The 23,958-nt window shown below is 59.2% G+C and carries 28 protein-coding genes; 5 read left to right on the top strand and 23 right to left on the bottom strand.

The features are described from left to right. Positions 1 to 269 precede the first annotated feature (269 nt). Positions 270 to 1,097, top strand: coding sequence for an abortive infection family protein (locus ACTQ0H_RS03985; protein ID WP_441537916.1), 828 nt, complete (start codon positions 270 to 272; stop codon positions 1,095 to 1,097). Between the two features lie 203 nt (positions 1,098 to 1,300). Here ACTQ0H_RS03985 and ACTQ0H_RS03980 read toward each other — a convergent pair whose 3' ends face one another. Further along, on the bottom strand, positions 1,301 to 2,035 hold the full coding sequence (locus ACTQ0H_RS03980; RefSeq protein WP_441537915.1) for an exonuclease domain-containing protein: 735 nt from the start codon (positions 2,033 to 2,035) through the stop codon (positions 1,301 to 1,303). A 258-nt stretch (positions 2,036 to 2,293) separates the two neighbouring features. On the opposite strand from ACTQ0H_RS03980, the gene ACTQ0H_RS03975 reads away from it, so the two are divergent. Further along, positions 2,294 to 2,419, top strand: coding sequence for a hypothetical protein (locus ACTQ0H_RS03975; RefSeq protein ID WP_441537914.1), 126 nt, complete (start codon positions 2,294 to 2,296; stop codon positions 2,417 to 2,419). Positions 2,420 to 3,063: 644 nt separating this feature from the next. Here ACTQ0H_RS03975 and ACTQ0H_RS03970 read toward each other — a convergent pair. Continuing rightward, positions 3,064 to 4,296: a uracil-xanthine permease family protein gene (locus ACTQ0H_RS03970; protein WP_441537913.1), complete on the bottom strand. Its 1,233-nt coding sequence runs from the start codon at positions 4,294 to 4,296 to the stop codon at positions 3,064 to 3,066. Between the two features lie 241 nt (positions 4,297 to 4,537). Between ACTQ0H_RS03970 and ACTQ0H_RS03965 the strand changes: the two genes are divergently transcribed. Then, complete coding sequence (locus tag ACTQ0H_RS03965; protein ID WP_441537912.1) at positions 4,538 to 5,194, top strand: helix-turn-helix transcriptional regulator; 657 nt, start codon at positions 4,538 to 4,540, stop codon at positions 5,192 to 5,194. Between the two features lie 244 nt (positions 5,195 to 5,438). On the opposite strand, the gene ACTQ0H_RS03960 is transcribed toward ACTQ0H_RS03965, so the two are convergent. After that, on the bottom strand, positions 5,439 to 5,816 hold the full coding sequence (locus ACTQ0H_RS03960) for a RidA family protein (protein WP_152077077.1): 378 nt from the start codon (positions 5,814 to 5,816) through the stop codon (positions 5,439 to 5,441). Between the two features lie 299 nt (positions 5,817 to 6,115). Here ACTQ0H_RS03960 and ACTQ0H_RS03955 point away from each other — a divergent pair, with 299 nt between their 5' ends. Both ACTQ0H_RS03955 and ACTQ0H_RS03950 read left to right on the top strand, forming a co-directional pair. Continuing rightward, positions 6,116 to 8,611 (top strand): DUF3656 domain-containing U32 family peptidase, encoded by a 2,496-nt coding sequence (locus tag ACTQ0H_RS03955; protein WP_441537911.1) that lies wholly within the window; start codon positions 6,116 to 6,118, stop codon positions 8,609 to 8,611. A 15-nt stretch (positions 8,612 to 8,626) separates the two neighbouring features. After that, complete coding sequence (locus ACTQ0H_RS03950) at positions 8,627 to 9,286, top strand: RluA family pseudouridine synthase (RefSeq protein WP_441537910.1); 660 nt, start codon at positions 8,627 to 8,629, stop codon at positions 9,284 to 9,286. A 445-nt stretch (positions 9,287 to 9,731) separates the two neighbouring features. On the opposite strand, the gene ACTQ0H_RS03945 is transcribed toward ACTQ0H_RS03950, so the two are convergent. The 20 genes from ACTQ0H_RS03945 to rpsL form a co-directional block, all read right to left on the bottom strand. Next, a complete protein-coding gene (locus ACTQ0H_RS03945; RefSeq protein WP_427717633.1) occupies positions 9,732 to 10,478 on the bottom strand; it encodes a DeoR/GlpR family DNA-binding transcription regulator in 747 nt (248 codons plus the stop codon). Between the two features lie 3 nt (positions 10,479 to 10,481). Next, positions 10,482 to 11,561, bottom strand: a complete 1,080-nt coding sequence (locus ACTQ0H_RS03940) for a Gfo/Idh/MocA family protein (RefSeq protein WP_441537909.1) — start codon at positions 11,559 to 11,561, stop codon at positions 10,482 to 10,484. 578 nt (positions 11,562 to 12,139) lie between these two features. After that, positions 12,140 to 12,445 (bottom strand): 50S ribosomal protein L24, encoded by a 306-nt coding sequence (gene rplX / locus ACTQ0H_RS03935; RefSeq protein WP_006235043.1) that lies wholly within the window; start codon positions 12,443 to 12,445, stop codon positions 12,140 to 12,142. A gap of 13 nt (positions 12,446 to 12,458) precedes the next feature. Then, positions 12,459 to 12,827 (bottom strand): 50S ribosomal protein L14, encoded by a 369-nt coding sequence (gene rplN, locus ACTQ0H_RS03930; protein WP_117734331.1) that lies wholly within the window; start codon positions 12,825 to 12,827, stop codon positions 12,459 to 12,461. 118 nt (positions 12,828 to 12,945) lie between these two features. Next, the gene (gene rpsQ / locus ACTQ0H_RS03925) at positions 12,946 to 13,206 is read right to left on the bottom strand and encodes a 30S ribosomal protein S17 (RefSeq protein ID WP_006235040.1); all 261 of its coding nucleotides are present in this window, start codon (positions 13,204 to 13,206) and stop codon (positions 12,946 to 12,948) included. A 16-nt stretch (positions 13,207 to 13,222) separates the two neighbouring features. Further along, positions 13,223 to 13,438, bottom strand: a complete 216-nt coding sequence (rpmC, locus tag ACTQ0H_RS03920) for a 50S ribosomal protein L29 (protein ID WP_006235039.1) — start codon at positions 13,436 to 13,438, stop codon at positions 13,223 to 13,225. Beyond that, positions 13,438 to 13,875, bottom strand: coding sequence for a 50S ribosomal protein L16 (rplP, locus tag ACTQ0H_RS03915; RefSeq protein ID WP_370450531.1), 438 nt, complete (start codon positions 13,873 to 13,875; stop codon positions 13,438 to 13,440). Before rplP ends, rpmC begins: the two co-directional genes overlap by 1 nt. Beyond that, the gene (rpsC, locus tag ACTQ0H_RS03910) at positions 13,875 to 14,585 is read right to left on the bottom strand and encodes a 30S ribosomal protein S3 (RefSeq protein ID WP_154514689.1); all 711 of its coding nucleotides are present in this window, start codon (positions 14,583 to 14,585) and stop codon (positions 13,875 to 13,877) included. The genes rplP and rpsC overlap by 1 nt, the downstream gene beginning before the upstream one ends. Positions 14,586 to 14,591: 6 nt before the next feature. Beyond that, complete coding sequence (gene rplV / locus ACTQ0H_RS03905; protein ID WP_006235036.1) at positions 14,592 to 14,963, bottom strand: 50S ribosomal protein L22; 372 nt, start codon at positions 14,961 to 14,963, stop codon at positions 14,592 to 14,594. Between the two features lie 14 nt (positions 14,964 to 14,977). Next, positions 14,978 to 15,238, bottom strand: a complete 261-nt coding sequence (gene rpsS / locus ACTQ0H_RS03900) for a 30S ribosomal protein S19 (protein ID WP_006235035.1) — start codon at positions 15,236 to 15,238, stop codon at positions 14,978 to 14,980. 32 nt (positions 15,239 to 15,270) lie between these two features. Continuing rightward, positions 15,271 to 16,101, bottom strand: a complete 831-nt coding sequence (rplB, locus tag ACTQ0H_RS03895; RefSeq protein WP_117583062.1) for a 50S ribosomal protein L2 — start codon at positions 16,099 to 16,101, stop codon at positions 15,271 to 15,273. A gap of 179 nt (positions 16,102 to 16,280) precedes the next feature. Beyond that, complete coding sequence (gene rplW / locus ACTQ0H_RS03890) at positions 16,281 to 16,568, bottom strand: 50S ribosomal protein L23 (protein ID WP_006235033.1); 288 nt, start codon at positions 16,566 to 16,568, stop codon at positions 16,281 to 16,283. Continuing rightward, positions 16,569 to 17,195, bottom strand: coding sequence for a 50S ribosomal protein L4 (rplD, locus tag ACTQ0H_RS03885; protein WP_006235032.1), 627 nt, complete (start codon positions 17,193 to 17,195; stop codon positions 16,569 to 16,571). A gap of 46 nt (positions 17,196 to 17,241) precedes the next feature. Then, positions 17,242 to 17,862 (bottom strand): 50S ribosomal protein L3, encoded by a 621-nt coding sequence (gene rplC, locus ACTQ0H_RS03880; RefSeq protein WP_089572481.1) that lies wholly within the window; start codon positions 17,860 to 17,862, stop codon positions 17,242 to 17,244. 458 nt (positions 17,863 to 18,320) lie between these two features. After that, positions 18,321 to 18,941 (bottom strand): histidine phosphatase family protein, encoded by a 621-nt coding sequence (locus ACTQ0H_RS03875; RefSeq protein ID WP_441547850.1) that lies wholly within the window; start codon positions 18,939 to 18,941, stop codon positions 18,321 to 18,323. Positions 18,942 to 18,980: 39 nt separating this feature from the next. Beyond that, entirely contained in the window at positions 18,981 to 20,135 is a 1,155-nt protein-coding gene (locus tag ACTQ0H_RS03870; RefSeq protein ID WP_441042034.1) for a cation diffusion facilitator family transporter, read from the bottom strand. 140 nt (positions 20,136 to 20,275) lie between these two features. Then, positions 20,276 to 20,584 (bottom strand): 30S ribosomal protein S10, encoded by a 309-nt coding sequence (gene rpsJ, locus ACTQ0H_RS03865; RefSeq protein ID WP_427717612.1) that lies wholly within the window; start codon positions 20,582 to 20,584, stop codon positions 20,276 to 20,278. Between the two features lie 60 nt (positions 20,585 to 20,644). Next, positions 20,645 to 22,744, bottom strand: a complete 2,100-nt coding sequence (gene fusA / locus ACTQ0H_RS03860; RefSeq protein WP_154514697.1) for an elongation factor G — start codon at positions 22,742 to 22,744, stop codon at positions 20,645 to 20,647. A gap of 19 nt (positions 22,745 to 22,763) precedes the next feature. Continuing rightward, positions 22,764 to 23,237 (bottom strand): 30S ribosomal protein S7, encoded by a 474-nt coding sequence (gene rpsG / locus ACTQ0H_RS03855; RefSeq protein ID WP_006235013.1) that lies wholly within the window; start codon positions 23,235 to 23,237, stop codon positions 22,764 to 22,766. A 73-nt stretch (positions 23,238 to 23,310) separates the two neighbouring features. Next, entirely contained in the window at positions 23,311 to 23,688 is a 378-nt protein-coding gene (gene rpsL, locus ACTQ0H_RS03850) for a 30S ribosomal protein S12 (protein WP_154514699.1), read from the bottom strand. Positions 23,689 to 23,958 lie beyond the last annotated feature (270 nt).

The raw sequence follows: 23,958 nt of genomic DNA, 5'->3' as shown, positions 1-23,958 counted from the left end.
AGCAATCATTGAAGTGAAACCATAGTGGATCAATTACGGTTCTCGAGATGTTAGGAGGCAGAGAGAGGCTGCTTCAAGGCATATGGCCCATCTGGGCAAGCGAAGACAGCTGCTCAAAAGAGAGCTACTAGGATTGCACATAATAGCTTTTCGTTCAGATAATCTTGCACACGATTCAACGAGCGGTGACGCCCACTCTGGGAAAGCTTGCATCGTCTCCTTATAATGCCTCATCAAGAAAGTATCAGGTGTTTTGCAAGGCGAGAAAAATGGCTATGACCGAAATTGAAAAAGGGCTGTTCCTCAGACTCTTCAACCGTGGCGGCTATGTTCTTAATTTCACAACAAGCTCCTTCGACACTTTTACTAAAAGCAGCATTGGCGTTGCACTTTGTGCTCATTACGACTTATCGAAAGGAAAATCTCTCACCAAGTACATCGAAGAAGAATCTGATGTGTACGGAACAAAGTTGCTATGCGACCTGTTTGATTACTATGAGGCACAGCCTGAATACGCCAGCGAAATGGATGGCACTTCCACTGCCCGCGACGCTAAGGACCATCATTTTCTTTATGAAAAATGCAAGCCCGTTGCGAGGCGAGAGCGGGCGGGCATTTCCGTTCTCGCACAACGTGAGGAACTTGAGACCCATTTCACGAGCGACTACATGCGTCAACAAATCGATGCCCTCTTTTCATCACGAGAGACCAATCCAACTGAAGCAATTGGTAAGTCCAAGGAACTGATCGAAAGTTGTTGCAAGACAATCCTTGAAGAGAACAATAGAGACTATGGGGGCAATTGGGGCGTATCGCAGCTTGTCAAGGAAACGATGAAGTGCCTCGGCATTGAGACAGACGATATTAACGCTGACCTTCCGGCGGGAGGGATCATGAAGCGCATCCTCAGCAGCCTCGGCAACATCGCCGGCGGTATTGCTGAGCTGCGTAACCCATATGGAACAGGTCACGGTAAAGCCGACAGCTACAAGGGGCTGACCATAAGACACGCAAAACTTGCTGTAGGAAGTTCGGCGACACTAGTCGAATACCTCTGGGATGCCCATGAATGGCGCAAAGAACGCCAGCAAAGTTAACCGACACAATCGGTTTCTAACTTATGCAGCCTCGCCAGCGCACTTAAGGGCAACGGTCGCAACCGCCGTAATCCATTCCACCTGCACTTTTGTTTTGATAATGAGGCGCAGCTGATCGTGATAGGCCACTGCGGCAGCCACCTGCCGACATCAGGAACTGCCAGGCAGTAAGGCACCGCACCAGCATGGGCGGAGGGTGCCCCCTACCTCCCCTCCGCCTTCAGCTTCAGCAGCAGGTCGCCCAGCTCGGGGCACTTGCTAGAAAGACACGTCTCGGCTCGCTCGCCCATCCCCCACCGCTGGCGGACTTCCTGGGCGCGCGGGCTCACGTGGTAGTCCCCGTCCATCACCTGCTTGAGCAGCTTGGCGGTCACGCGCGCATCGGCTAGGGCGCTGTGGGCATGGCCCGTCGACTCGTCGAACTCGATGCCAAACCACGTTGCCGCGTCGCCCAACGAGACGCGCCCGTGGCTGCCCACGTCCATGATCGAGGTGTAGAACGCCTGCAGGTCGGCCCAGTCCGTAGGAAATGCGGAAAGGTCGATGTGCTTTGCCTGGCACTCGGTCAAAAGCTGTCGACGGTCCGTCCCGCTCCAGCAAACCACCTGGGCGGAGTAGCGGCCGATCCAATCGCTGAGCCTTTTGATCACCACATAGAGCGGATCGGCCATCGCGGTATCCACGGCCGATATCCCCGTAAGCTCGCGGACGGGAAACGCAACGCCTTCGGTAAATTCCGTCTGCACAAACTGTGAGAACTCGCCCATAACGTTGCCGTGGTAATCGAGCTTGACGGCGCCGACCTCGATAATCTCATTGCGCAGTCCACGGCGCTGGCGCTGCTTTGGCACCGGCGCAAACTCAAAGTCCAGCACGATCTGGCGCGCAAAGTTTGTCGTATCGATAGCCGAGATACCCGGCGTCTTTTCAGCTGACACGGTTATGGCCTCTCTCCGTTGCCTGCCGCTTGCTACATAGGCGGCTACATTGCCGTAAGGATAGGCGCTCGTGCGGACATGAAATCGCCCAGCGCGGCTACCCGGCATCCTTGCGTAAAGCTGCGTTTTGAGATGGTCAGATCGCTGTTATTATCGAACATATATTCGTATTTATGGCTGCAGTTTGATAGACTAGTTATTGTTGACGGCAGTTCCATGCGCCGGGCAGCGCCCTCCATGCGACGGGAGGTGATGCCCATGACCGATCTGATTGATTTCGTGAAGCTCCTGACCTCTTTGGTCTCGCTCCTCACGGCGCTTATCGGACTTACCGAGGCACTCAAGCAGCGTTCGAAGCAAAACAAGAGGGGTCGACGCCGTTAAGGCATTGACCCCTTGATCAAAGCAACGGCGCTGCCCAGCTATCACCCTTGGGCTGCCGTCGACTTCATTCTACCCACGGTTGCCAGGTTTAACAAATGAATTTTCAGTAACGAGGCCTCGGCGCCCGCTCCTGCGTTCGCTCAACTCGTCGCTCTACTCCAGCCACCACTCAACATCCACGGAGCACTCAACCGCAAATGCTAAAGACCACGCGATCGGGCAAAGCCCCGTCACCAACAACACAGGACGGACCCTCAGCTTCCTTTACGTTATAGCTAGCTATATTATACTTTCCGATAATATAGCTAGCTATAACGTAATTCGACAAGCGGCGCACGCAAAAGGGGCGGTACACCACCGCACACGGACCGTTCCGGAAGCTCCTGACCGCTCTGGTCTCGCTCCTCACAGCGCTCATCGGACTTTCCGAGGCACTCAAGCAGCGTCCGAAGCATAAAAAGAGGGGTCGACGCCGTTAAGGCATCGACCCCTTAATCTAAACAACGACACTGCCCAGCTCTTCACCACTTGGGCTGCCGTCAGCCTTATTTTACCCACGGGACAAACCCTTTGAAGTGCGGCTTGGCGCCGCATGGCGTCGGCGGACGAGGCGATGCGTCCGCCGACGAATAGCACCAAATTGGTTACTTCTTGCTCTCGGGCAAGACCAGATCCACGGCAGCGTCCTTGGCAGCATCGATGTGCTGAGCCACGACCAGCGTCTGCGGAAGGATCAGGTTAAGGACAATGGCCATGATGGCGGTGGGGGTTACGGCATTGGAGCCGATGACGGTGGACACCCAGGTGGGCATGCCCTCGCCGGCAAGGCAACCGCTGGCCATCCAGATACCCAGGCCAAAGACGACGGAGGTACCGACGATGGTGGTGGTGCGCTGCGTAAGGCCCTCGCGGGTGAACATGCGCACGCCGTTCATGGTGATGGTGCCAAAGACGCCGACGGTCGCGCCGCCGATGACAGGCTGCGGGATAGCGGAAAGGACGGCAGAAAGCTGCGGGAACAGGCCGGCGATGGCAAAGACGGACGCGATGATCACAAAGACCCACTTGTTGACGACCTTGTTGGAGCAGATGATGCCCACGTTCTGGCCAAGGGCGCTGGTGGGAAGACCGCCCAGCAGGCCGCCGACCATAGAGGTGAGGCCCTGAGACACGATAGCGCCGGAGAGCTCGCGCTCGGTGGGCATGCGGTCGATGGAGCCCAGGCAGGCGGCGGAGACATCGCCGATAACCTGGATGGCAACCATGGGGAACACGACGGCGAGGGTAATGCAGACCTCGGGATCAAACTCGAGTGCGTAGGGCATGAGCTTGGGAAGGGCGAAGACCTGAGCGGTGGCGACGCTAGAGAAGTCGATCATGCCAAAGGGGATGGAGACGATCATGCCAACGATCATGCCAAAGAACACAGATCCCAGCTTGAACGTACCCTTGCCAAAGTTGGCAAGCGCGAAGACCACGGCGAAGGTGATAAGAGCGACGCACCAGGCCTGCGGGGTGCCCCACAGCGGCGTACCCATACCGCCGGCCATATACTTGACGGCCGTGGGATACAGCGAGACGCCGATGGAGAAGATGACCGTACCGGTCACGACGGGCGGGAACAGCCACTTAATCTTGCTGTAGGCCAGACCAAAGAGGACCGCGACGGCACCGCCGACAATCTCGCCGCCCAGCAGCGCACCAAAGCTAAAGCCCGAGGCACCCATAGCCTGCAGGGCCGGCAGGAACGCGAACGAGACGCCCATGACGATGGGCAGGCCGCCGCCGATGCGACGGAAAGGAGCGAAGGCCTGAAGGGCCGTGTCGATTGCCGAAAGAATGAGCGCCACCTGAATGATGTCGGTGCTCTTTCTCATTCTCAATAATAATTTTTTGTTATCAGACTATTTTTCAGCTGAGACAACGCATTTCCGCAGGTCAGGAAAGTGTCTGGTCAAAATAACATCTAACTTTTCTTTTGGTCGACCGCTTACCGCCAAAATCCTACCGTTCGTCTGTATTACGCAATGTACCTGCGAATATACGAGTCAATAGACACCGTGTTACCATGAGAAAAAATTGTTATGAAACTTCCGATTTCATCCAAAGGAGTTGCCCGTGAACGAGACTGTACGTCGCTTTTTGCCGATGGTCGATTTCCTGGAGCAGATACTCGGCAAAAACAGCGAAATCGTGCTGCACGATTTCTCGGATCCCGACCACGCCATCGTCGATATCCGCAACGGCATCGTGAGCGGCCGCAAGGTCGGCGGTCCCGCCACCGATCTGGCACTCAAGATCATGCACGATCCCAAGTATCGCGACCTGCCGTTTATTACGGGCTACGAGGGGCGCGGTGCTGGTGGCAAGGCGTTGGAATCCGCAACGTACTTTATTCGCGAGGATAACGAGATCGTCGGCATGCTCTGCGTCAACACCGATCTTTCCACGGTACGCTCCATCAACGCCATGGCTCAGCAGCTCATGGCCTGCTTCGACGCTGCACCAAGGCAGGCGGAGCCCGCGTCTATCGAGGTCGAAATTCTTTCGGAGTCTACACAGGAGCTCATCGACCACAGCATTTCCGAATTGCTCGAAAGCCGCGGCCAGGATGTCGCCTCGCTTGGGCAGGCCGATCGCGTGGACGTTATTCGCCACCTTAACGGCAACGGCGTATTTATGCTCAAGGGCGCTGTTGCCTGCGCTGCCACCGCACTGGGCATCTCGGAGCCCAGCGTCTACCGCTACCTGCAAAAAGTCCGCAAGGAGGGCTAACGAGCAAAATGGAGCGCGGGCAGTCTTTTTGGGACGGGGCTATTTTAGCTACCCTCCCTCTGCCCACGATTTCGATGAGCCGCAAGTAAAATCAATCCTGCATATAGGGGTAGCTAAAATGGCCCCGTCCCAAAAAGACTGCCCTTGGTGGCTCCGCAAGCGATCCGTCACGTGACAAAAGACCCTGCAGCTCACACGCGCTGCAGGGTCTTTTTGCATGTCATGTTTAGTTGTTGCCAACGCCTTAGAGAGCGGCGACGACCTCGATCTCGACCAGACCGCCAGCCGGAAGAGCGGCAACCTGGAAAGCGCTGCGCGCGGGGAACGGGGCCTCAAACTTGGAGGCATAAATCTCGTTCACGGCGGCAAAGTCGGCGATGTCAGCCAGGTAGACCGTGGTCTTGACGACATCGGCAAACGTAGCGCCGGCAGCGGTCAGCAGGGCCTCGACGTTGGCGAGGGACTGCTTGGCCTGGGCCTCGATGCCCTCGGGCAGCTTACCGGTCGCGGGATCGATGCCCAGCTGGCCGGACAGGAACACCATGTTGCCGGTCTGGATACCGGGAGAATACGGGCCGATGGCTGCGGGCGCGTTATCGGAAGACACGACGGTCTTGCTCATGTTTTTCTCCTTACGATCAAATAGAGAGCGTGAGCGCGGCGTTCGCACCGGGAGGCACAGTTCGGTCTGAACACCGCGCTTGATTGGGATAGTAGGGGATGATTTTGCCAGATGCAAGATAATTATCAGATTGCGATAATATTTTATCGCCCAACGGTTTCCCCGAACCGCTGAACGGTTCTCCACGGGGTCAGCCAGCCCAGGCTACTGAAGACTTTGTCCTGCTTAGGCTGCGGGCATCGCCCATCGCGACGGCGCCACTATACTTTTGAGTATCTGAGCATTTTGAAAGGCAGGATATGACCGCAACCGCCAGCCGAACCACCAACCGCAGGCCCGAGCTTCTGGCCCCCGCCGGAGGCCCGGAGCCCTTTGCCGCCGCGCTCGCCGCCGGGGCAGACGCCATCTACTGCGGCATGGGCAGCTTCAACGCCCGCCGCAAGGCCACCAACTTTACCGATAAGGCCTTTGAGCAGGCCTGCCGCGCCGCGCACCTGGCCGGCTCGCGCGTCTACGTCACGGTCAACATCGTCATCAAGCAGTCCGAGATGAGCGATGCACTGCAGCTCATCCACCGCTGCTCCACGCTGGGCGCCGACGCCTTCATTATCCAGGACTGGGGCCTGTTCTTTGAGGTCAAGCGCACCATGCCCGGCATCGAGACCCATATCTCGACCCAAGCGAACATCCACGATGACCGTGGAACCATCTGGTGCCGCGAGCAGGGCGCCGACCGCGTGACCCTCTCGCGCGAGCTTTCCATCGACGAGATCGCCGCCATCCACGACGCCGCGCCCGACGTTGACCTGGAGGTCTTTAGCCACGGCGCCATCTGCTTTTGCTACTCGGGCCTGTGCCTGCTCTCGAGCTTTGCCATGGCGGGGCGCTCGGCCAACCGCGGCATGTGCGCTCAGCCCTGCCGTCTGCCCTACGAGCTGATCGACGAGAACGGCCGCACGCTCTCCCCCGCCGGTCGCGAGCGCGCGCTATGCCCGCGCGACACCAACACTTCACAGCTTGTTCGCCGCCTGTATGACGCCGGCGCCGCATCGCTCAAGCTCGAGGGCCGTATGAAGGCGCCCGATTACGTGTACTCCATCGTCGATGTGTATCGTCATCAGATCGATGACATGCTGGCCGGGGCCGTCGTAGATAAGGACGAGGACGCCGCTCGCCAGCGCCAACTCAAGCGCTGCTTTAACCGCGACTTTACGCACGCCTATCAGGACGGCACCTCGGGCGACGAGATGATGAGTTACGAGCGCTCCAACAACCGCGGCCAGATTGTGGGCACGGTGCTGGGCAGCCGTCTGGCCAACCGCGACGTGCGCGGGCTCAAACCCGACGACCGTCGTCGCCGCGCCGCCATCGCCCGCATTGAGCTGTTTGAGCCCGTGGGCAAGGGCGACCTGTTGGAGCTTCGTCACGACGATGAGCTCGACCAATTCCTGACCACCATCGCTATCGATGATGCCGCCGCCGGCGACATCATCGAGTGCCGCGTGCCCCGTAGTATGCCCGAGGGCTGCCGCGTGCGTGTGATTCGCAGTCAGCGCGCCATTGACGCTGCCGGCGCTGCGCTCAAGCGCAACGTGCTACGCCGCCGCGCCGTAGACGTGTCCGTCGCGGCGCGTCTGGGCGAGCCGTTTACCGTCACGCTCACCTGCTGCGACGACCCCACGCTCACCGCCACCGCCACCGGCTTTACCGTCGAGGCCGCCAAGACCCGCGCCGTCGAGGCATCCGATCTGGTGGAGCATGTGGGCCGCATGGGTTCCTCGCCCTTTGAGGCCGCGAGCTTTGACGTGGCGCTCGATGAGGGCTGTGGCATGGGCTTCTCCGCTGTGCACAAGGTTCGCGCCGCCGCTTGCAAGGCGCTCGAGGAGGCCATTTTGGCGCCTTACGAGGAGCGCGCCCACACGCTCGAGCTGCCGGCGATTGTCACCAGTGATTCCCGCCCCGCGCCCGAGCACTACCGCGATGAGCCTCAGATCTGCGCCACCGTCACCTCGCTCGAGGCCGCCGAGGCAGCGCGCGCGGAGGGAGCCGCGCGCATCTACATGACCACCGACGCGCTCGATGCGGCCGAGCTCTCCCCCGCCGATGCGTTTGAGCAGGGTATTGTTCCCGTGCTCGATGAGGTCTGCCGCGCCGTCGACCACGCGCGCGTCGACCCGTGGGTCGTTGCCGGTGCCACGGTCGCTATTGGCAACATCTCTGAGCTTGCCCTGGCCGCCCAGGTTGGTGCCACGGCCGAGATTCGCTCTTGCCTGCCCGTGCACAACACGCCTTGCATGGAGGCACTCGCCGAGCGCGGAGCCGGGGCGTTTTGGCTCTCGCCCGAGATCACGCTCGACGAGATCATCTCGCTTGGTACCTCCGCGCCCGCGGCCCTGGGCATCACCGTTTTCGGCCGCCCGCGCGTTATGACGAGCGAGCACTGCATCCTGCAGGTGGCCAATGGCTGCATCCACGATTGCGCCCACTGCCGTCTGCGCGCCCGCAAGCTGTCGCTCAAGAATATCGACGGAAAGGTCATGCCGGTGCGTACCGACATCCACGGCCGCTCGCGCCTGTACGACGCCTACCCCATCGACCTCACACCGCAGGTTCCACAGCTGCTCGACGCCGGCGTGCGCCGTCTCATGGTCGACGGAACCCTGCTCGAGGCCGATGAGATTGGCCGCGCCGTCGCACGCGTCCGTCGCGCCGTCGAGGCCGCGCAGGCCGGCCGTAAGCCCGCCACCCGCCTGCGCGGCGCCACTTCGGGCTGCATGTTTGTGGGAATTAGCTAACCGAAAGGCTTACACGTGAACGAAGAACCTCAAGTCCTCTACTGCGACGCCTGGCTCATGGCCATCGATAAGCCCGCCGGCATGATCGTCCACGGCGACGGCACCGGCGAGCGCACGCTTACCGACTATGCCAGCGACCTTTTGCTGGCGATGGGCGACGGCTTTGCCGCGACCGACATGCAGCCGCTCAACCGCTTGGACCGCGACACCACCGGCGTGGTGCTGTTCTCGCTCGACAAGCAGACGCAGCCCGCCTTTGACCAGATGGTCATCGACCACGCCTTCGAAAAGCACTATCTGGCGCTCGCCGAGGGCAAGATCGACTGGAACGAAAAGCTCATCGACAAGCCCATCGCCCGCGACCGCCACGATAGCCGCAAGATGCGCGTCGGCACCAGCGGCAAGCCGTCGCAGACGCACGTCAAGGTGCTCAAGCGCCTTAAGAGCCGTCGAGGCCTGCCCACCCGTTCGTATATCGATGTTGAGCTGCTCACCGGCCGCAAACACCAGATCCGCGTGCACCTGGCAAGCGAGCATCATCCCCTGGTTGGCGACGACCTGTACGGAACGCCGCGCCCCTGTGGCCTCATGCTCCACGCCCACAGCGTATCCTTCACGCATCCCGTAACCGGCGAGCGCATCCACATCGAAGCCCCCTGCCCCTGGGAGCCCTAAAACCTGCCAAAAAGGGGACAGGTTTATTTTGGCAGGTTTTATCTGGGCAAACGTCAAGTCGCCACGATGGCTCAGCCGCGGCCCCAAAACATCTCGATCTGTAACAGTTGGAACCCGTTTTCCGGTCTATCTGTTACAGATCGAGACATTCAAATCCCCCTCAAGGGAAAATCTCGATCTGTAACAATAACTCGGCAAAATCGGTCCCAGATGTTACAGATTGAGACAAAGGGATGGCGCGGTTCGGAAGTATCTCATTCTGTAACATCTAACCCACTTTTAACGGTCCAGTTGTTACAGACTTAGACAAACCGGCGGACAACGAAAGCGGCAACGCCTGTGATGGACGTTGCCGCTTTTCTATTGAGAAAACTGCTCGGTTTTCGCTACTAACCACCACAATGGGGACAGGCACCTTTGTGATGGTTTTGGCCTTGTCCCGTCGCTAGACCGTGATGACGTTGTCCATTGCCCGATACTTGGCGGGCACCTCGCCCGCGGTAATAATCGTTGCGTCGCGAAAATCTGCGAACTTGACAGGCGCCACCATGCCAAATTTACTGGCGTCCGAGATTACAAAGCGCTTGGCCGTATGGCGCATCGAGATGCGCTTTACTTGCGCTTCCTCGATATCGGGCGCCGTGAAGCCCTGCTCGGCGGCAATGCCGTTAGAACCCCAAAAGCCACAGTTGAAGTTGTAGCGGTCTAAGGTTGCCAAGGCATCGGGGCCAACGAGTGCTTCGGTCTCGGGCTTGAGCTCCCCGCCTAGTACCACGGTACGCATGCCGCGCAAAGCGAGGTGCTGAGCATGGAGCACGGAATCGGTCACATAGGTGACATCTTCAAGGTGTGGAAGATGCTCGATGAGCTTGAGCGTCGTCGAGCCCGAGTCGATGTATACAAAGCTCTCGGGCTCCACCAGCGCCGCGGCACGGGCGCAGATACGCTCCTTATCGTCGTTATGGAGGTCGCTGCGCTCATTGAGCGTTAGGTCGCGCGTCACGTGCGCGCGCTCAAGACTCGTCGCTCCGCCGTGGACCTTGGCAATGCGGTGTGCTCGATCGAGCGTCTGCAGGTCGCGCCGAATGGTAGACGCCGTTACGCCCAGGGTATCGGCAAGTTCTTGCACGGTAACCGAGCCGGCCTGCTGCACCATCGACACGATCGCGTTGAGCCTATCCTCCGCAAGCATCGCTTACTCCTCCTCGGGGTACACGACTCCCCAGTCGGCGCGGAGCTTGGTCATAAGCTCCATAACATCAGAAGCGTAATCCAGAAGCGCGCGCTTCGAATCATCGCCGGCAACGGCCTTCTCCAGGTCGGCCATCTCGTAGCACAGGGCGTAAGCCTCGGTGCCGGTGTGGACCTCCTCACGATGACCGTCCGCAGTCCATACAATCGTTGCGTGATCGGCGCGGGGATACTCGTTGACCTCGATGTAGCACTTATCGAAGCTGATGACCGAGCGCTTGGGCTGCTTGGAGTGAAGTGTAAGGCTCACCACGCCCAGCTGCTGCTCGACATTACGGCAGACGATGCCGCCCGCAACGTCAACGCCGGTCTCACAGGTGTTACCGAGCGAAACGACCTCAACAGGCTGGCTTGCCATAAAGAGGCGCATGACGGACAGGGCATAGACGCCAATATCGAGCATGGCACCGCCAGCAAGGTTGCGATTGTAGAAACGGTTGGTCAGGTCGCCGTATTCCTTGTAGCTGCCAAAGTTGAGCTGAGCGAGGTTCATGCGGCCAAACTCGCCGGCATCCATGCGGCGGCGCAGCTCCCGATACAAGGGCATGTGGAGCACCGTGGTGGCGTCCATAAGGACCACGTTATGCTCGTCGGCAATGGCACGCGCTTCGTCGAGCTCGGCGGAGTTGAGGGTGATGGCCTTTTCGCAAAGCACGTGCTTGCCAGCTGCCAGAGCGGCGCGCAGGTAGGTGATATGCGTGTTATGCGGCGTGGTGATATAAACGGCGTCGATGTCGGGATCGGCGTAGAGGTCCTCAACCGTCTCGTACACCTTCTCGACGCCATACTGCTCGGCAAAAGCCTGGGCCTTGGAAAGCGTACGGTTGGCGACGCCCGCAAGCTTGCGGCCGGCAAGGGCGAGAGACTGGGCCATCTGGTTGGCGATAACGCCGCATCCGATCACGGCCCAACGAAGCTCGGGAGCCGTAAAGATGTCGTTAGGGAACGGCTGATCTTGGACCGAGGCAAACGCCGCCTTAGCGGCGGCTTCGGCGTCGAGCGGAGCCTGTTTGGAATCTGTCATCATGTGCCTCCTGAGTCATCGGAAGTTCTTCATTTCCAACAGCCTTATATTCGCACAAATTTGCGCGCATTTGCTTGTATTTGCGTGTTTATTTGTTTATCGGTTATTATTAAACCATAATTAGCAGATATTTGCGCGGCTATGCGCATTATCGCGCAAGACTCTGCGCGTAAATACGCATGCAACGATCGTTATGATGCATAAAAAGTTGGAATGCCAAAACCCCTAAACGCAAAGCAGGCTGTCTTACTCTGCCCCCTAGGGGCATCAGACATCAAAAGATCATCCCTAACTGTCGGCACATAGGAACTGTCCCAGGCTGCCGAAACCTGGGGGCGTTTCCCGTACGACGCTTTATGGCAAGACTGTCCCCATCAACTAGCCGTTTAAGAACGTCCCCAACGACTAGTCATTTATGTCTGTCACCAATGAGTATGGCCACTCATTTAAGTCTGTCCCCAATGAGTACCCGATGAGTAGCCACTCATTAAAGTCTGTCCCCAATGAGTAGGGATAGAAAAAGGCCCGGGTGCCGTGGCATCCGGGCCTTTGCTAGCAACTTAGATGTTGCGGGCAGCTTAGAACTTGTGGCCGCACTTCTTGCAGACGCGCAGCTTGTTCTTGCCGTCCTTCTCGTGACCGACGCGGGTAACCTTACCGCACTCGGGGCAAACGAGATTGACGTTGGAGGCATCGATGGGAGCCTCCTGCGAAACGATGCCGCCCTGCTGGTTGGCAGCGTTGGGCTTGACGGCCTTCTTGACGACCGAAACGCCCTCGACAACGACCTTGTTCTCGGCGGGGAGAGCACGCAGGACAACGCCCTGCTTGCCGCGATCCTTACCAGAGAGAACCTGGACCTTATCGCCCTTCTTGATATACATATATCTCCCCTAACTACAGGGTCTCGGGAGCGAGCGAGACGATCTTCATGTACTTCTTGTCACGAAGCTCGCGAGCGACGGGCCCGAAGATACGGGTGCCGACGGGCGAACCATCGTTGTTGATGACAACGCAGGCGTTATCATCAAAGCGAATGTAGGAGCCATCCTTGCGGCGGATCTCCTTAACGGTGCGAACGACGACGCAACGGACAACGTCCTTCTTCTTGACGTTGGCGCCAGGGGTAGCCTCCTGGACAGCACCGATGAACACATCGCCGATGCCTGCATAACGACGCTTGGAACCGCCAAGCACCTTGATGCAGCGAATCTTGCGAGCGCCGGAGTTGTCGGCGACGTTCAGCATGGTTTGCATCTGAATCATGGTAGATGTTCCTCCGAACTAAGAACCGAAGAGAGGTGCGCAGCCTTTATGCGGCCCGTGGTATGCAAGCCAGGCATACGCACATCTTCGGAAACGTACAAGTCGTAAGAGCGACTGCTTATTTAGCGCGCTCGACGACCTCGATGAGGCGCCAACGCTTCATCTTGGACATAGGACGGGTCTCCATAACGCGGACGGTGTCGCCCACGCCAGCCGTGCACTCCTCGTCGTGAGCGTGCAGCTTCTTGGAGCTGGTCATCATCTTGCCGTACTTGGGGTGACGCTTGCGCTCGGTGATGGTGACAACGATGGTCTTGGCACCGGAGACGGAGGTAACGACACCCGTACGGACCTTACGCGAGTTACGCGAATCAGTCATATTCTCTCCTTAGGTCCTACTCGGCGACAGCGGACTTCTCCGCTGCGATCTCGCGGGCGCGCTGCTCCGTGAGGACGCGAGCGATGTCCTTCTTCACGGTGTTGACGCGAGCGGTGTTGTCCAGCTGGCTGGTGGCCATCTGGAAACGAAGGTTAAAGAGCTCGGCGCGCATTTCCTTCAGCTTCTCAACGAGCTGAGCGTCCGAGAGCTCACGAATCTCTGCGGGCTTCATTAGTTCTCCTCCTCGGCCGTCTCTGTAGCGGCAGGCTTAGCGACGATCTTGGTCTTGATGGGGAGCTTGTGCTGCGCCAGACGCAGAGCCTCGCGAGCGACCTCCTCGGGCACGCCCTTGACCTCGAACATGATGCGGCCGGGCTTGACGACGGCCACCCACTCCTCGGGGTTACCCTTACCAGAACCCATGCGAGTCTCGGCAGGCTTCTTAGTGATGGGCTTATCGGGGAAGATCGTGATGTAGACACGACCGCCACGCTTCATGTAGCGGGTCATGGCAATACGAGCGGCCTCGATCTGACGGTTGGTGATCCAATGGGCCTCGAGAGCCTGGATACCAAACTCGCCGAAATGCAGCTCGGTATTACCCTTGGCCTGGCCCTTCATGGAGCCACGCTGCACCTTGCGGTGAAGAATACGCTTAGGGGCAAGCACTACTGACCCCTCCTCTCGGAGTTACGACGACGAGGACGGGAAGAGCCCTCGAGTGCAGGGTTGGGAACAGGCTGGCCCGGGAGCTTCTCGCCCAGGTAGATCCAGACCTTCACGCCGCAGGCACCCATGGTGGTGCTGGCGACAGCCGTGCCGTAGTCGATCTTGGCACGGAGGGTGTGCAGAGGCACGCGACCCTCACGGTACCACTCACGACGGCCCATCTCGGCACCGCCGAGACGACCGGAGCACTGGATACGGATGCCCTTGGCGCCGGCCTTGCGGGCGGACTGGACAGCCTTGCGCATGGCGCGACGGAAGGCAACGCGGCCCTCGAGCTGCTCAGCGATAGACTGAGCAACGAGGTTGGCGTCGAGCTCGGGGCGCTTGATCTCGACAACGTCGACGGAGAGCTGGCCCTTGGAGACGCCAGCGACCTTCTCGAGCTCGGTGCGGAGGGTATCGATCTCGGCACCCTTCTTACCGATAACAACGCCGGGGCGAGCGGTGAAGATGATGACCTTCACCTTGTCGCCAGCGCGCTCGATCTCGACGCGGGAGACAGCTGCGCGGGAGAGACGCTTCTCGAGGTACTTGCGGATCTCGAGATCGTTACCGAGGGTCTTAGCGTAATCCTTCTCTGCGAACCAGCGGGAGCGCCAGTTCTCGGTGATGCCAAGACGGAAGCCGGTGGGGTAGACTTTCTGACCCATACAGCTTTACGCCTCCTTTCGAGGAGCAACGACGACGGTGATGTGGGAAGTACGCTTCAGAATGCGAGAAGCGGAACCCTTGGCGCGGGGACGGATGCGCTTAAGCGTCGGACCCTCGTCAACATAGGCAGCAGCGACAACCAGGTTGTCGGCACGCAGACCGTTGTTGTTCTCGGCGTTCGCAACGGCGGAACGGAGAACCTTCTCGACATCCACGGCGACGGCGCGGTCGCAGAAGTGGAGGATGTCGAAGGCCTGAGCGACAGGCTTGCGGCGGATCAGATCGACCACCAGGCGGGCCTTGCTGGGGGAAACACGCACGTACTTAGCGACGGCGCGAACCTCGGTGGCCTCAGTTTCAATAGACTTAGTTGCCATTTACGGTTAACCCCCTATTTGGCCTTGTGGCCACGGAACGTACGAGTCGGCGCAAACTCGCCGAGCTTGTGACCAACCATGGACTCGGTAACATACACGGGCACATGCTTGCGGCCGTCGTGGACGGCGATGGTGTGACCAACCATCTCGGGGAAGATGGTGGACGCGCGGGACCAGGTCTTCACGACGTCCTTCTTGCCAGCCTCGTTCATCGCGGTGATACGCGAGAGAAGGCGAGTCTCCACGAACGGGCCCTTTTTGAGACTTCTGCTCATAAGTGCTTTCTCCTAAAACTCGGTATCCGAAATTACTTCTTACGGCGACGAATGATGTGCTGGTTCGAGACCTTCTTCTTCTTGCGCGTACGAAGGCCCTTCGTCGGCTTACCCCAGGGGGTAACAGAGGGACGACCAGAGGTGTGGTTCTTGCCCTCGCCACCGCCGTGCGGGTGGTCGACAGGGTTCATAACGGTACCGCGGACGGTCGGGCGCACGTTCATGTGACGCTTACGGCCGGCCTTGCCGATGACGATGTTGGCGTGATCAGCGTTGCCGACCTCACCGACGGTGGCGCGGCAGGTAACGAGGATGCGGCGCATCTCGGAGGAAGGCATACGGACGATGGCGTACTTGCCCTCCTTACCCATCAGCTGGCAGGAGTTACCGGCGGAACGGGCGATAGCGGCGCCCTTGCCCGGCTGGAACTCGACGGCGTGGATGAGCGTACCGACGGGGATGTCGGCGAGGGGCAGAGCGTTGCCCGGCTTGATGTCGGCGTCAGAACCGGACATGACGGTCTGACCGACCTCGAGGCCCTTGGGGGCCAGGATGTAGCGCTTCTCACCGTCAGCATAGTGCAGCAGAGCGATGCGAGCGGAACGGTTCGGATCGTACTCGATCGTGGCAACCTTGGCGGGCACGCCGTCCTTGTTGCGCTTGAAGTCGATCACGCGGTAACGACGCTTCACGCCGCCGCCCTGGTGGCGGGTGGTGATGCGGCCGTTGTTGTTACGACCGGCCTTCTTGGGCAGGGGCTCGAGAAGAGACTTCTCGGGCTTGGTGCAGGTGATCTCGGAGAAGTCGGAGATCGTCTGCCAACGCCTACCAGCGGAGGTCGGCTTAAGGTGCTTTACAGCCATTACAATCCCTTTCAATAGGTATCCGTTAGCCATCGCAGACAGGGATTCGAGGTTCTGCCTCGGGTGCGATGACACCGGACGTATACACGGTTCCGGGCGTGTCCATTTTATACGCCCAAAACCTTGAGCTCTCGCCTCCCCTATTTGGGAGGCATGAGCTCACTCAACAGCAGCGAGTCTTAGGCCTGGTTGCCAAAGACCTCGATGGTGTCGCCCTCGGCCAGCGTAACGATGGCCTTCTTCCAAGAACGGGTCTTGCCGGCGACATAGCGCACGCGCTTGGTCTTGGGCTTGACCGTCAGGGTGTTCACGCGAACGACCTTGACGCCGAAGATCTCCTCGACAGCGTCCTTGATCTGATACTTGTTAGCATCCTTGGCGACCTCGAACGTGTACTTGTTCTGCTCCATGCCGGAGAAGGAACGCTCGGACACGATCGGACGGATGATGATCTCGTGGGCGGTCATTTATGCAAGCACCTCCCCGAAGTGAGCGGCGATGTCGGCGGGCATCAGCACAGCGTTGTTGTTGACGAGATCATAGGTGTTGGCCTCGTCGGCAGTGATGATGAACGTCTTGGGAATGTTGCGGAACGACAGGTAGGCGTTGACGTCCTCATCGCGAACGATGATGGTCAGACGCTTGCCCTCAAGGCCAAGAGCCTTGAGCATGGCAACGGCAGCCTTGGTGGAAGGCTTCTCGAAGCCGTAGTCGTCGACGAGCACGAGCTCGCCATCGGCCAGCTTGGCGGACAGCGCAGAGCGCATAGCCAGCTTGACCTCCTTGTTGTTCATACGCTTAGCGTAGGAACGGGGCTTGGGGGCGAAGACAACGCCACCGTGACGCCACTGGGCAGCACGGATGGAACCCTGGCGGGCACGACCGGTGCCCTTCTGACGCCAAGGCTTCTTGCCGCCACCGGAAACCTCAGAGCGGCCCTTAGCGGACTGGGTGCCCTGACGCCAAGAGGCCATCTGGCACTTGACGATGTGGTGCATAACGTGGATGTTCGGCTCGATGCCGTACACCTCAGCGGCGAGCTCGGCCTCGGCGACCTTCTTGCCCTCGCTGTTCTTTACTTCAAACTTTGCCATTTAAGTGTTCTCCTTGGTATGACGCTGGGCTAAATGGGCTGGGCCCTTAGGCCATACGGATGGCGACGAGACCATTCTTGGCACCCGGGACAGCGCCCTTGACCAAGATGAGGTTCTGCTCGGCATCGATGCGGACAACGGAAAGGTTCTTGACGGTAACGCGCTCGTTACCCATGTGGCCGGCCATCTTGACGCCCTTGAGGACGCGCGCAGGATAGGCGCACTGACCGATAGAACCGGGGTGACGCTGGAAGTGAGAACCATGCGTCATAGGACCGCGGCGCTGACCCCAGCGCTTGATGCGACCCTGGAAGCCCTTACCCTTGGAGGTACCGATGACGTCGACCTTCTCGACATCAGCGAAATCAGCGACGGTGACGACCTCGCCGACCTTGTGCTCCTCGCCGTTCTCGACGCGGACCTCACGAAGGAAGCGGACAGGCTCGACGCCGGCCTTGGCGAAGTGACCAGCCATGGGCTTGTTCACGTTCTTGGCCTTGATGTCGCCGAAACCGATCTGGACGGCGTCGTAGCCGTCGGTTGCCTGAGTTTTAACCTGCGAGACAGCGCAGGGGCCAGCCTGGATGACCGTGACGGGAACGACGTTGTCGTTCTCGTCCCAAACCTGGGTCATGCCAATCTTGCGGCCGAGAATCATGCTGATCAAGATATGATCCCAACTCTCGCGTGGTCTTGGGACAATGCGTACACCACCGAGCGTACGCCCCTAGAGGACCACTACTTACACGACGTGCTCCCCAGCCTTGTATTGCGTCCGAACTACCTGACAACCCTATTAAGCAGGCATTTTGTCCAGCCAGAATACTCCCCTGGTTTCACACAGCTGTTTAGTATACACGGCTGCGGGCGTATCCATCGAGATTCATATTTCACTCACATTGTTTACGCAGGTAAAGTGCGTGGCACGTTCCCAGTGTGCGGCGGAGGGGGCGGGCCTGAGACTTATTAAGGTTGCTGCTCTACAGTCCTGCTCACGACGGAGAGCACATTAAGTGCTCTCCTGTTCGTGCGGAACTCGCGACAACCTTAATATGTCTCAGGCCCGCCCCCTCCGCCGCACACTGGGAACGACACGTTGATGTCTGCTAAACCTTGCTCGCTCAGCTAATGACTTTGTTGGGGATCCACAATTTGCTGCAAGGTGAACTTGCATTGGGGCGTATCGTTCTCTTCTCGCGCATCGTCGAAATCGAAGATCATAATGGCGCAGTTGGGGAGTTTTGCTGGGAGCTCGAAACCCTCTGGAGCTGCAGCCTTGATGAATTGGCGGCTGGCGCTGCCGTGGCTTACTGCTAGAAGGGTTTCGATGCCCTCGGCGCCCATGAGATTGGTGAGGGTGTCTACCATGCGTTCTTGTAGCGCGCGGCTTCCTTCTCCTCCGAAGGGGACCAAATCCTCGCCCGGATCCCAAACGTCGGTAGGCAATGCGTCGTGCGGGCCTTCCTCGAAGGTCCCATAGCCGCGCTCGATGATGCCTTCGCAGGGCTCGACAGTAGCATCCGGACCGAGGATCTCGCATGCGACGAGACTTGCCGTGTCCATAGCTCGGCCTAAAGGCGATGAGACCACTTTGTCGGGGACGACGCCGTGGGCTTTGAGCCATTCGGCTGCCGCTTGGGCCTGTTGACGGCCCAAATCGGTAAGCGGTGAATCACAGCGACCCTGGACGAGCTTTTTTACGTTGAATTCCGTCTGGCCGTGGCGGAGCAGATACAGCCTCTTCATATTCTCCCCTTCTGTATAACGTGCTTTGCCGGCACAGACCTACTCGTGGGTATGCCCTACGTAGTCATCGTCGATCGTAATCTTGGCAATCGACTTGGGATATTCCGATTCGACCCTCTGGGCCAACGCGTGCTTGAGCTCATCGGACCCCATGCCCAAATCCGAGGGACGCACGCAGTCAAAGATCACGTTGGTGTGCGTAGGACCCGGCACACAGCGCAGGTCATGAATCGAAAGGCGGCTATCGATCTGTTGGGCCATGGCGTGAATGCGCAAGCGCATGCTCGCCACCTTGGGGTCATCGGTCACGATGGGATCGTAGTGAAGCGTGACAATCATGTCGTCTTCGTCCCTAAATGCCTGTTCAATGTTGTCGAGCGTGTCATGACTTTCCAGCGGGCTGGCCTCGGCCGCCATCTCGGCGTGAGCGCTTGCGAACTTCCTGCCCGGGCCGTAGTCGTGAACCATTAGGTCATGAACGCCCAAAACGCCAGGGTAGCTCATGATCTTGCCACGAATATGTTCGACCAGCTTGGGATCGGGCGCCTGACCCAAAAGCGGGCTCACCGTATCCTGGATGAGTTCAAAACCGCTCCAGCCAATATAGGCGCCAACGGCAAGGCCGACCCAAGCATCAAGATTGATATGCGTCACCTGCGAAACAATTGCGCACGCTAACACGGCGCCTGTGGCAAGGACATCGTTCTTGGAATCCTGCGCGGTCGCATGCAGCGTCTCAGACTCAATACGGTCACCGAGCTTTTGGTTGAGAGCCGCCATCCACAGTTTAACAACCATCGAAAGCGCCAAGACTGCCACCAGGGCAAGCGAGAACTCGACGGGTTCGGGGTGGACGATGCGCTCGAACGAGGACTTCACCAGTTCGAGGCCGATGAGCAGCACGAGCGCCGCCACGACCAGACCCGAGAGATACTCGTAGCGGCCATGGCCGTAAGGGTGCTCGGGGTCTGCCGGCTTGCCCGCCAGCTTAAAGCCAAGCACGCTCACGATGTTTGAGCTGGCATCGGACAGGTTGTTCATGGCGTCCGCCACAATCGAAACTGATCCCGACAGCACGCCAATTGCACCCTTCGCAGCGCATAGTGCCACATTAGCGAGAATACACACCACGCCCGCCAACGTGCCCACGCGCGCACGGTCGCCCTGCGCACGACGAACGATCCACTCGACCATCTATATCTGCCCCCAACAGTTTTACTCATACACCCGTTTGTCGAATAGCTCAGTAGTGTAGACCCTTTACCCCATCGATACAAAAAAGGCCGCAACCCTTAGGGCTGCGGCCTTACAAATCGCACTATCGAGCAAAAAGCTTAGAGCTTGATGTCGATGTCGACGCCAGCGGGGAGGTCGAGACGCATGAGCGAATCAACGGTGCCCGAGGTGGGGTCGAGGATGTCGATGAGGCGCTTGTGGGTGCGCATCTCGAACTGCTCGCGGGAGTCCTTGTCCTTGTGCGGCGAGCGGATAACCGTGTACAGGTTGCGCTCGGTGGGCAGGGGGACAGGACCGGAAACGCGAGCGCCGGTCTTCTGAGCGGTCTCGACAATGAGCTTCGCGGACTGATCGACGACCTCGTGATCATAGCCCTTGAGGCGAATGCGGATCTTCTGGGTAGCCAACTTAAACCTCCAAAGAGTGCGAGAGATGTTCTCGCGGATTACGTAACAGGGAGCTCGAACTTAGGCGTTCTTGCTCATGACCTCGTCCACGATGGACTTGGGCGCAGGCTCATAAGAGTCGAACTGCATCGTGTAGGATGCACGGCCCTGGGTCTGGGAGCGAAGGTCGGTAGCGTAACCGAACATCTCGCCCAGCGGCACCTTGGCACGGATGAGCTTGGTGTTCTTGCGATCCTCCATGCCCTCGATCTTGCCGCGGCGACCGGAGAGGTTGCCCATAACGTCGCCCATGTACTGCTCGGGGGTCTCGACCTCGACAGCCATGATCGGCTCGAGCAGCTGCGGATCGGACTTCTTGAGGGCGTCCTTGATAGCCATGGAACCGGCGATCTTGAAGGCGGCCTCGGAGGAGTCGACCTCGTGGTAAGAACCGTCGAACAGGGTGACCTTAACGTCGAGGACCGGGAAGCCGGCGATAACACCGGTGTTCAGGGCCTCCTGGATGCCCTTGTCGATGGACGGGATGTACTCCTTGGGCACGACGCCGCCGACGATAGCGTTGACGAACTCGTAGCCGAAGCCCTCCTCCATCTTCTCGAGCTTGATGACGGCGTGGCCGTACTGACCGCGACCGCCGGACTGACGGACGAACTTGCCCTCAGCCCTCTCGACATCGTGACCAGCGGTCTCGCGGTAGGCAACCTGGGGCTTACCGACGTTAGCGTCAACCTTGAACTCACGGAGCAGACGGTCAACGATGATCTCGAGGTGCAGCTCGCCCATGCCGGCGATGATGGTCTGGCCGGTCTCGTGGTTGGTGGACACCGTGAAGGTCGGGTCCTCCTCGGCGAGCTTGGTCAGAGCCAGGGACATCTTGTCCTGCTCGGCCTTGGTCTTGGGCTCGATAGCAACGTCGATAACGGGCTTAGCGAACTCGATCTTCTCGAGGACGATCTCCTTGCCCTCGGCGCACAGGGTGTCACCGGTGGTGGAGTTCTTGAAGCCAACGCAGGCGACGATGTCACCGGCGCAAGCGTCGTCACGGTCGATACGCTCGGCGGCGTTCATCTCGAGGATGCGGCCGAGGCGCTCGCGCTGACCGTTGGAGGCGTTGACCACGTAGGAGCCGGACTCGGCGCGACCGGAATAAACGCGGACGTAGGTGAGCTTACCGACGAACGGGTCGGTCATGATCTTGAAGACCAGGCCGGAGAAGGGCTCGTCGAAGGAGGGATGACGCACGATCTCCTCGCCGGTTTCCGGATCGGTACCGGTGACGGCCTCAACGTCGAGGGGGCTGGGCAGGTAGTCGACGACAGCGTCGAGCAGCTCCTGAACGCCCTTGTTCTTGTAGGCGGAGCCCACAAAGACGAGGTTGAGCTCGTTGGCCAGAACGCCCTTGCGCAGAGCAGCCTTGAGCTCCTCGACGGTGAAGTCCTCCTCCATGAGAATCTTCTCCATGAGCTCGTCGTCAAAGCTGGCAGCGGCGTCGAGGAGCTCCTCGCGCTTGGTGGCAGCGATGTCGGCGAACTCAGCCGGGATCTCGTCCATCGGCTCGGGGTAGGTCATGCCCTTCTCGTCGGCCTTGAAGTCCCATGCAGTCATGGTGACCAGGTCGATGACGCCCCAGAAGTTGTCCTCGGCGCCCATCGGGACCTGAGCGGCCACGGCGTTGGCGTCGAGACGATCCTTCATGGTCTCGATAGCGTTGAAGAAGTCAGCGCCCACGCGGTCATACTTGTTGATGAAGGCGATGCGGGGAACGTTGAAGGTAGAAGCCTGACGCCAAACGGTCTCAGACTGGGGCTGGACGCCGGCAACGGCGTCGAAGACGGCGACAGCGCCATCGAGGACGCGCAGGCAGCGCTCGACCTCGGCGGTGAAGTCAACGTGGCCCGGGGTGTCGATGATCTGGATGCGGTAGTCCTTACCGTCCTTGTTCCAGAAGCACGTGGTAGCAGCGGAGGTAATGGTTACGCCGCGCTCCTGCTCCTGAACCATCCAGTCCATGGTGGCAGCGCCCTCATGGACCTCACCGATCTTGTGGGTCTTACCGGTGTAGTAAAGAATACGCTCGGTCGTGGTGGTCTTACCGGCATCGATGTGGGCCATGATGCCGATGTTACGGGTATCGGAAAGCTTGTGCTTAGCCTTAGCCATGTTAGTTCCTTACCTTAACTTACCAACGATAGTGAGAGAACGCGCGGTTGGCCTCGGCCATCTTGAAGACGTCCTCACGCTTCTTGACGGAAGCGCCCAGGCCGTTGGAAGCGTCCAAAATCTCGTTTGCGAGACGCTCAGCCATGGTCTTCTCCTTGCGAGCGCGGGAAAAGTTGACGATCCAGCGGATGCCCAGAGCGGTGGAACGACGGGAGTTGACCTCCATCGGGACCTGATAGGTAGCGCCACCGACACGCTTGGGCTTAACCTCGAGCGTGGGCTTGACGTTGTCCATAGCCTTCTTGAAGGTAGCGAGAGCATCGCCACCCTCGGACTTCTCGGCAACGATCTCGAAAGCGGTGTAAACGATGCGCTCAGCGGTGGCCTTCTTGCCGTCAAGAAGGACCTTGTTGATGAGCTGAGTCACCAGGCGGTTGTTGTAAACGGCGTCAGGCTGAACCTCACGACGATTAGCTGCTGCACGACGCGGCATGTGAAATCTCCTTAAGTGTCTACCGTGCGGCGCTTAGGCGGCACACGGCGAAAGAATCAAAACGTTATCTGGCTTATTTGGCCTTGGGGCGCTTAGCACCGTACTTGGAACGGGCCTGCATACGGTTCTGGACCGGAGCAGCATCGTAGGCGCCACGGATGACGTGATAACGGACACCAGGGAGGTCACGAACACGACCGCCGCGGACGAGCACGATGGAGTGCTCCTGCAGGTTGTGGCCCTCACCCGGGATGTAAGCAGTAACTTCGATGCCGTTGACGAGGCGAACACGGGCAACCTTACGAAGAGCCGAGTTCGGCTTCTTGGGGCTCGTGGTGAAGACGCGGGTGCACACGCCGCGCTTCTGGGAGTTGTGCTGCAGAGCAGCGTTCTTGGACTTCTTGGGCGCGGAACGACGGCCCTGGCGAACCAGCTGGTTAATAGTAGGCAAAGCGTACTCCTTCTCGAATGATTCCAGCTTTCTGTAAAGTGCAACGGCTTGAATCGAGGGGTCAGCATCCCCCTACGAAACACGCAGTTCGATAGGATACGTGCCGTTAGCTGTGTCGTCAACAGACCACGCCTCCTGGCGTATCCTAAAATAGCCACATTTCCGCAAAGCCTACACAAAAGGAATCCCCTCCTGTGCGCGAGGGCGGATCCCGGGACGGGCGGCCCAGGGGTTAAGTTTGCTGCTCTACAGTCCTGGCTCGCACGGAGG

The sequence above is a fragment of the Collinsella sp. LCP21S3_A3 genome, from assembly GCF_052118905.1.
GTDB lineage: Bacteria > Actinomycetota > Coriobacteriia > Coriobacteriales > Coriobacteriaceae > Collinsella.
This window is presented reverse-complemented; position numbering and strand designations above follow the sequence as displayed.

Coding starts and splice junctions, on each gene's coding strand:
- ACTQ0H_RS03985 (WP_441537916.1), top strand. CDS start 270: ATGGCTATGACCGAAATTGAAAAAGGGCTGTTCCTCAGACTCTTCAAC.
- ACTQ0H_RS03975 (WP_441537914.1), top strand. CDS start 2,294: ATGACCGATCTGATTGATTTCGTGAAGCTCCTGACCTCTTTGGTCTCG.
- ACTQ0H_RS03970 (WP_441537913.1), bottom strand. CDS start 4,296: ATGAGAAAGAGCACCGACATCATTCAGGTGGCGCTCATTCTTTCGGCA.
- ACTQ0H_RS03960 (WP_152077077.1), bottom strand. CDS start 5,816: ATGAGCAAGACCGTCGTGTCTTCCGATAACGCGCCCGCAGCCATCGGC.
- ACTQ0H_RS03955 (WP_441537911.1), top strand. CDS start 6,116: ATGACCGCAACCGCCAGCCGAACCACCAACCGCAGGCCCGAGCTTCTG.
- ACTQ0H_RS03945 (WP_427717633.1), bottom strand. CDS start 10,478: ATGCTTGCGGAGGATAGGCTCAACGCGATCGTGTCGATGGTGCAGCAG.
- ACTQ0H_RS03940 (WP_441537909.1), bottom strand. CDS start 11,561: ATGACAGATTCCAAACAGGCTCCGCTCGACGCCGAAGCCGCCGCTAAG.
- rplX (WP_006235043.1), bottom strand. CDS start 12,445: ATGTATATCAAGAAGGGCGATAAGGTCCAGGTTCTCTCTGGTAAGGAT.
- rplN (WP_117734331.1), bottom strand. CDS start 12,827: ATGATTCAGATGCAAACCATGCTGAACGTCGCCGACAACTCCGGCGCT.
- rpsQ (WP_006235040.1), bottom strand. CDS start 13,206: ATGACTGATTCGCGTAACTCGCGTAAGGTCCGTACGGGTGTCGTTACC.
- rpmC (WP_006235039.1), bottom strand. CDS start 13,438: ATGAAGCCCGCAGAGATTCGTGAGCTCTCGGACGCTCAGCTCGTTGAG.
- rpsC (WP_154514689.1), bottom strand. CDS start 14,585: ATGGGTCAGAAAGTCTACCCCACCGGCTTCCGTCTTGGCATCACCGAG.
- rplV (WP_006235036.1), bottom strand. CDS start 14,963: ATGGCAACTAAGTCTATTGAAACTGAGGCCACCGAGGTTCGCGCCGTC.
- rpsS (WP_006235035.1), bottom strand. CDS start 15,238: ATGAGCAGAAGTCTCAAAAAGGGCCCGTTCGTGGAGACTCGCCTTCTC.
- rplB (WP_117583062.1), bottom strand. CDS start 16,101: ATGGCTGTAAAGCACCTTAAGCCGACCTCCGCTGGTAGGCGTTGGCAG.
- rplW (WP_006235033.1), bottom strand. CDS start 16,568: ATGACCGCCCACGAGATCATCATCCGTCCGATCGTGTCCGAGCGTTCC.
- rplD (WP_006235032.1), bottom strand. CDS start 17,195: ATGGCAAAGTTTGAAGTAAAGAACAGCGAGGGCAAGAAGGTCGCCGAG.
- ACTQ0H_RS03875 (WP_441547850.1), bottom strand. CDS start 18,941: ATGAAGAGGCTGTATCTGCTCCGCCACGGCCAGACGGAATTCAACGTA.
- ACTQ0H_RS03870 (WP_441042034.1), bottom strand. CDS start 20,135: ATGGTCGAGTGGATCGTTCGTCGTGCGCAGGGCGACCGTGCGCGCGTG.
- fusA (WP_154514697.1), bottom strand. CDS start 22,744: ATGGCTAAGGCTAAGCACAAGCTTTCCGATACCCGTAACATCGGCATC.
- rpsG (WP_006235013.1), bottom strand. CDS start 23,237: ATGCCGCGTCGTGCAGCAGCTAATCGTCGTGAGGTTCAGCCTGACGCC.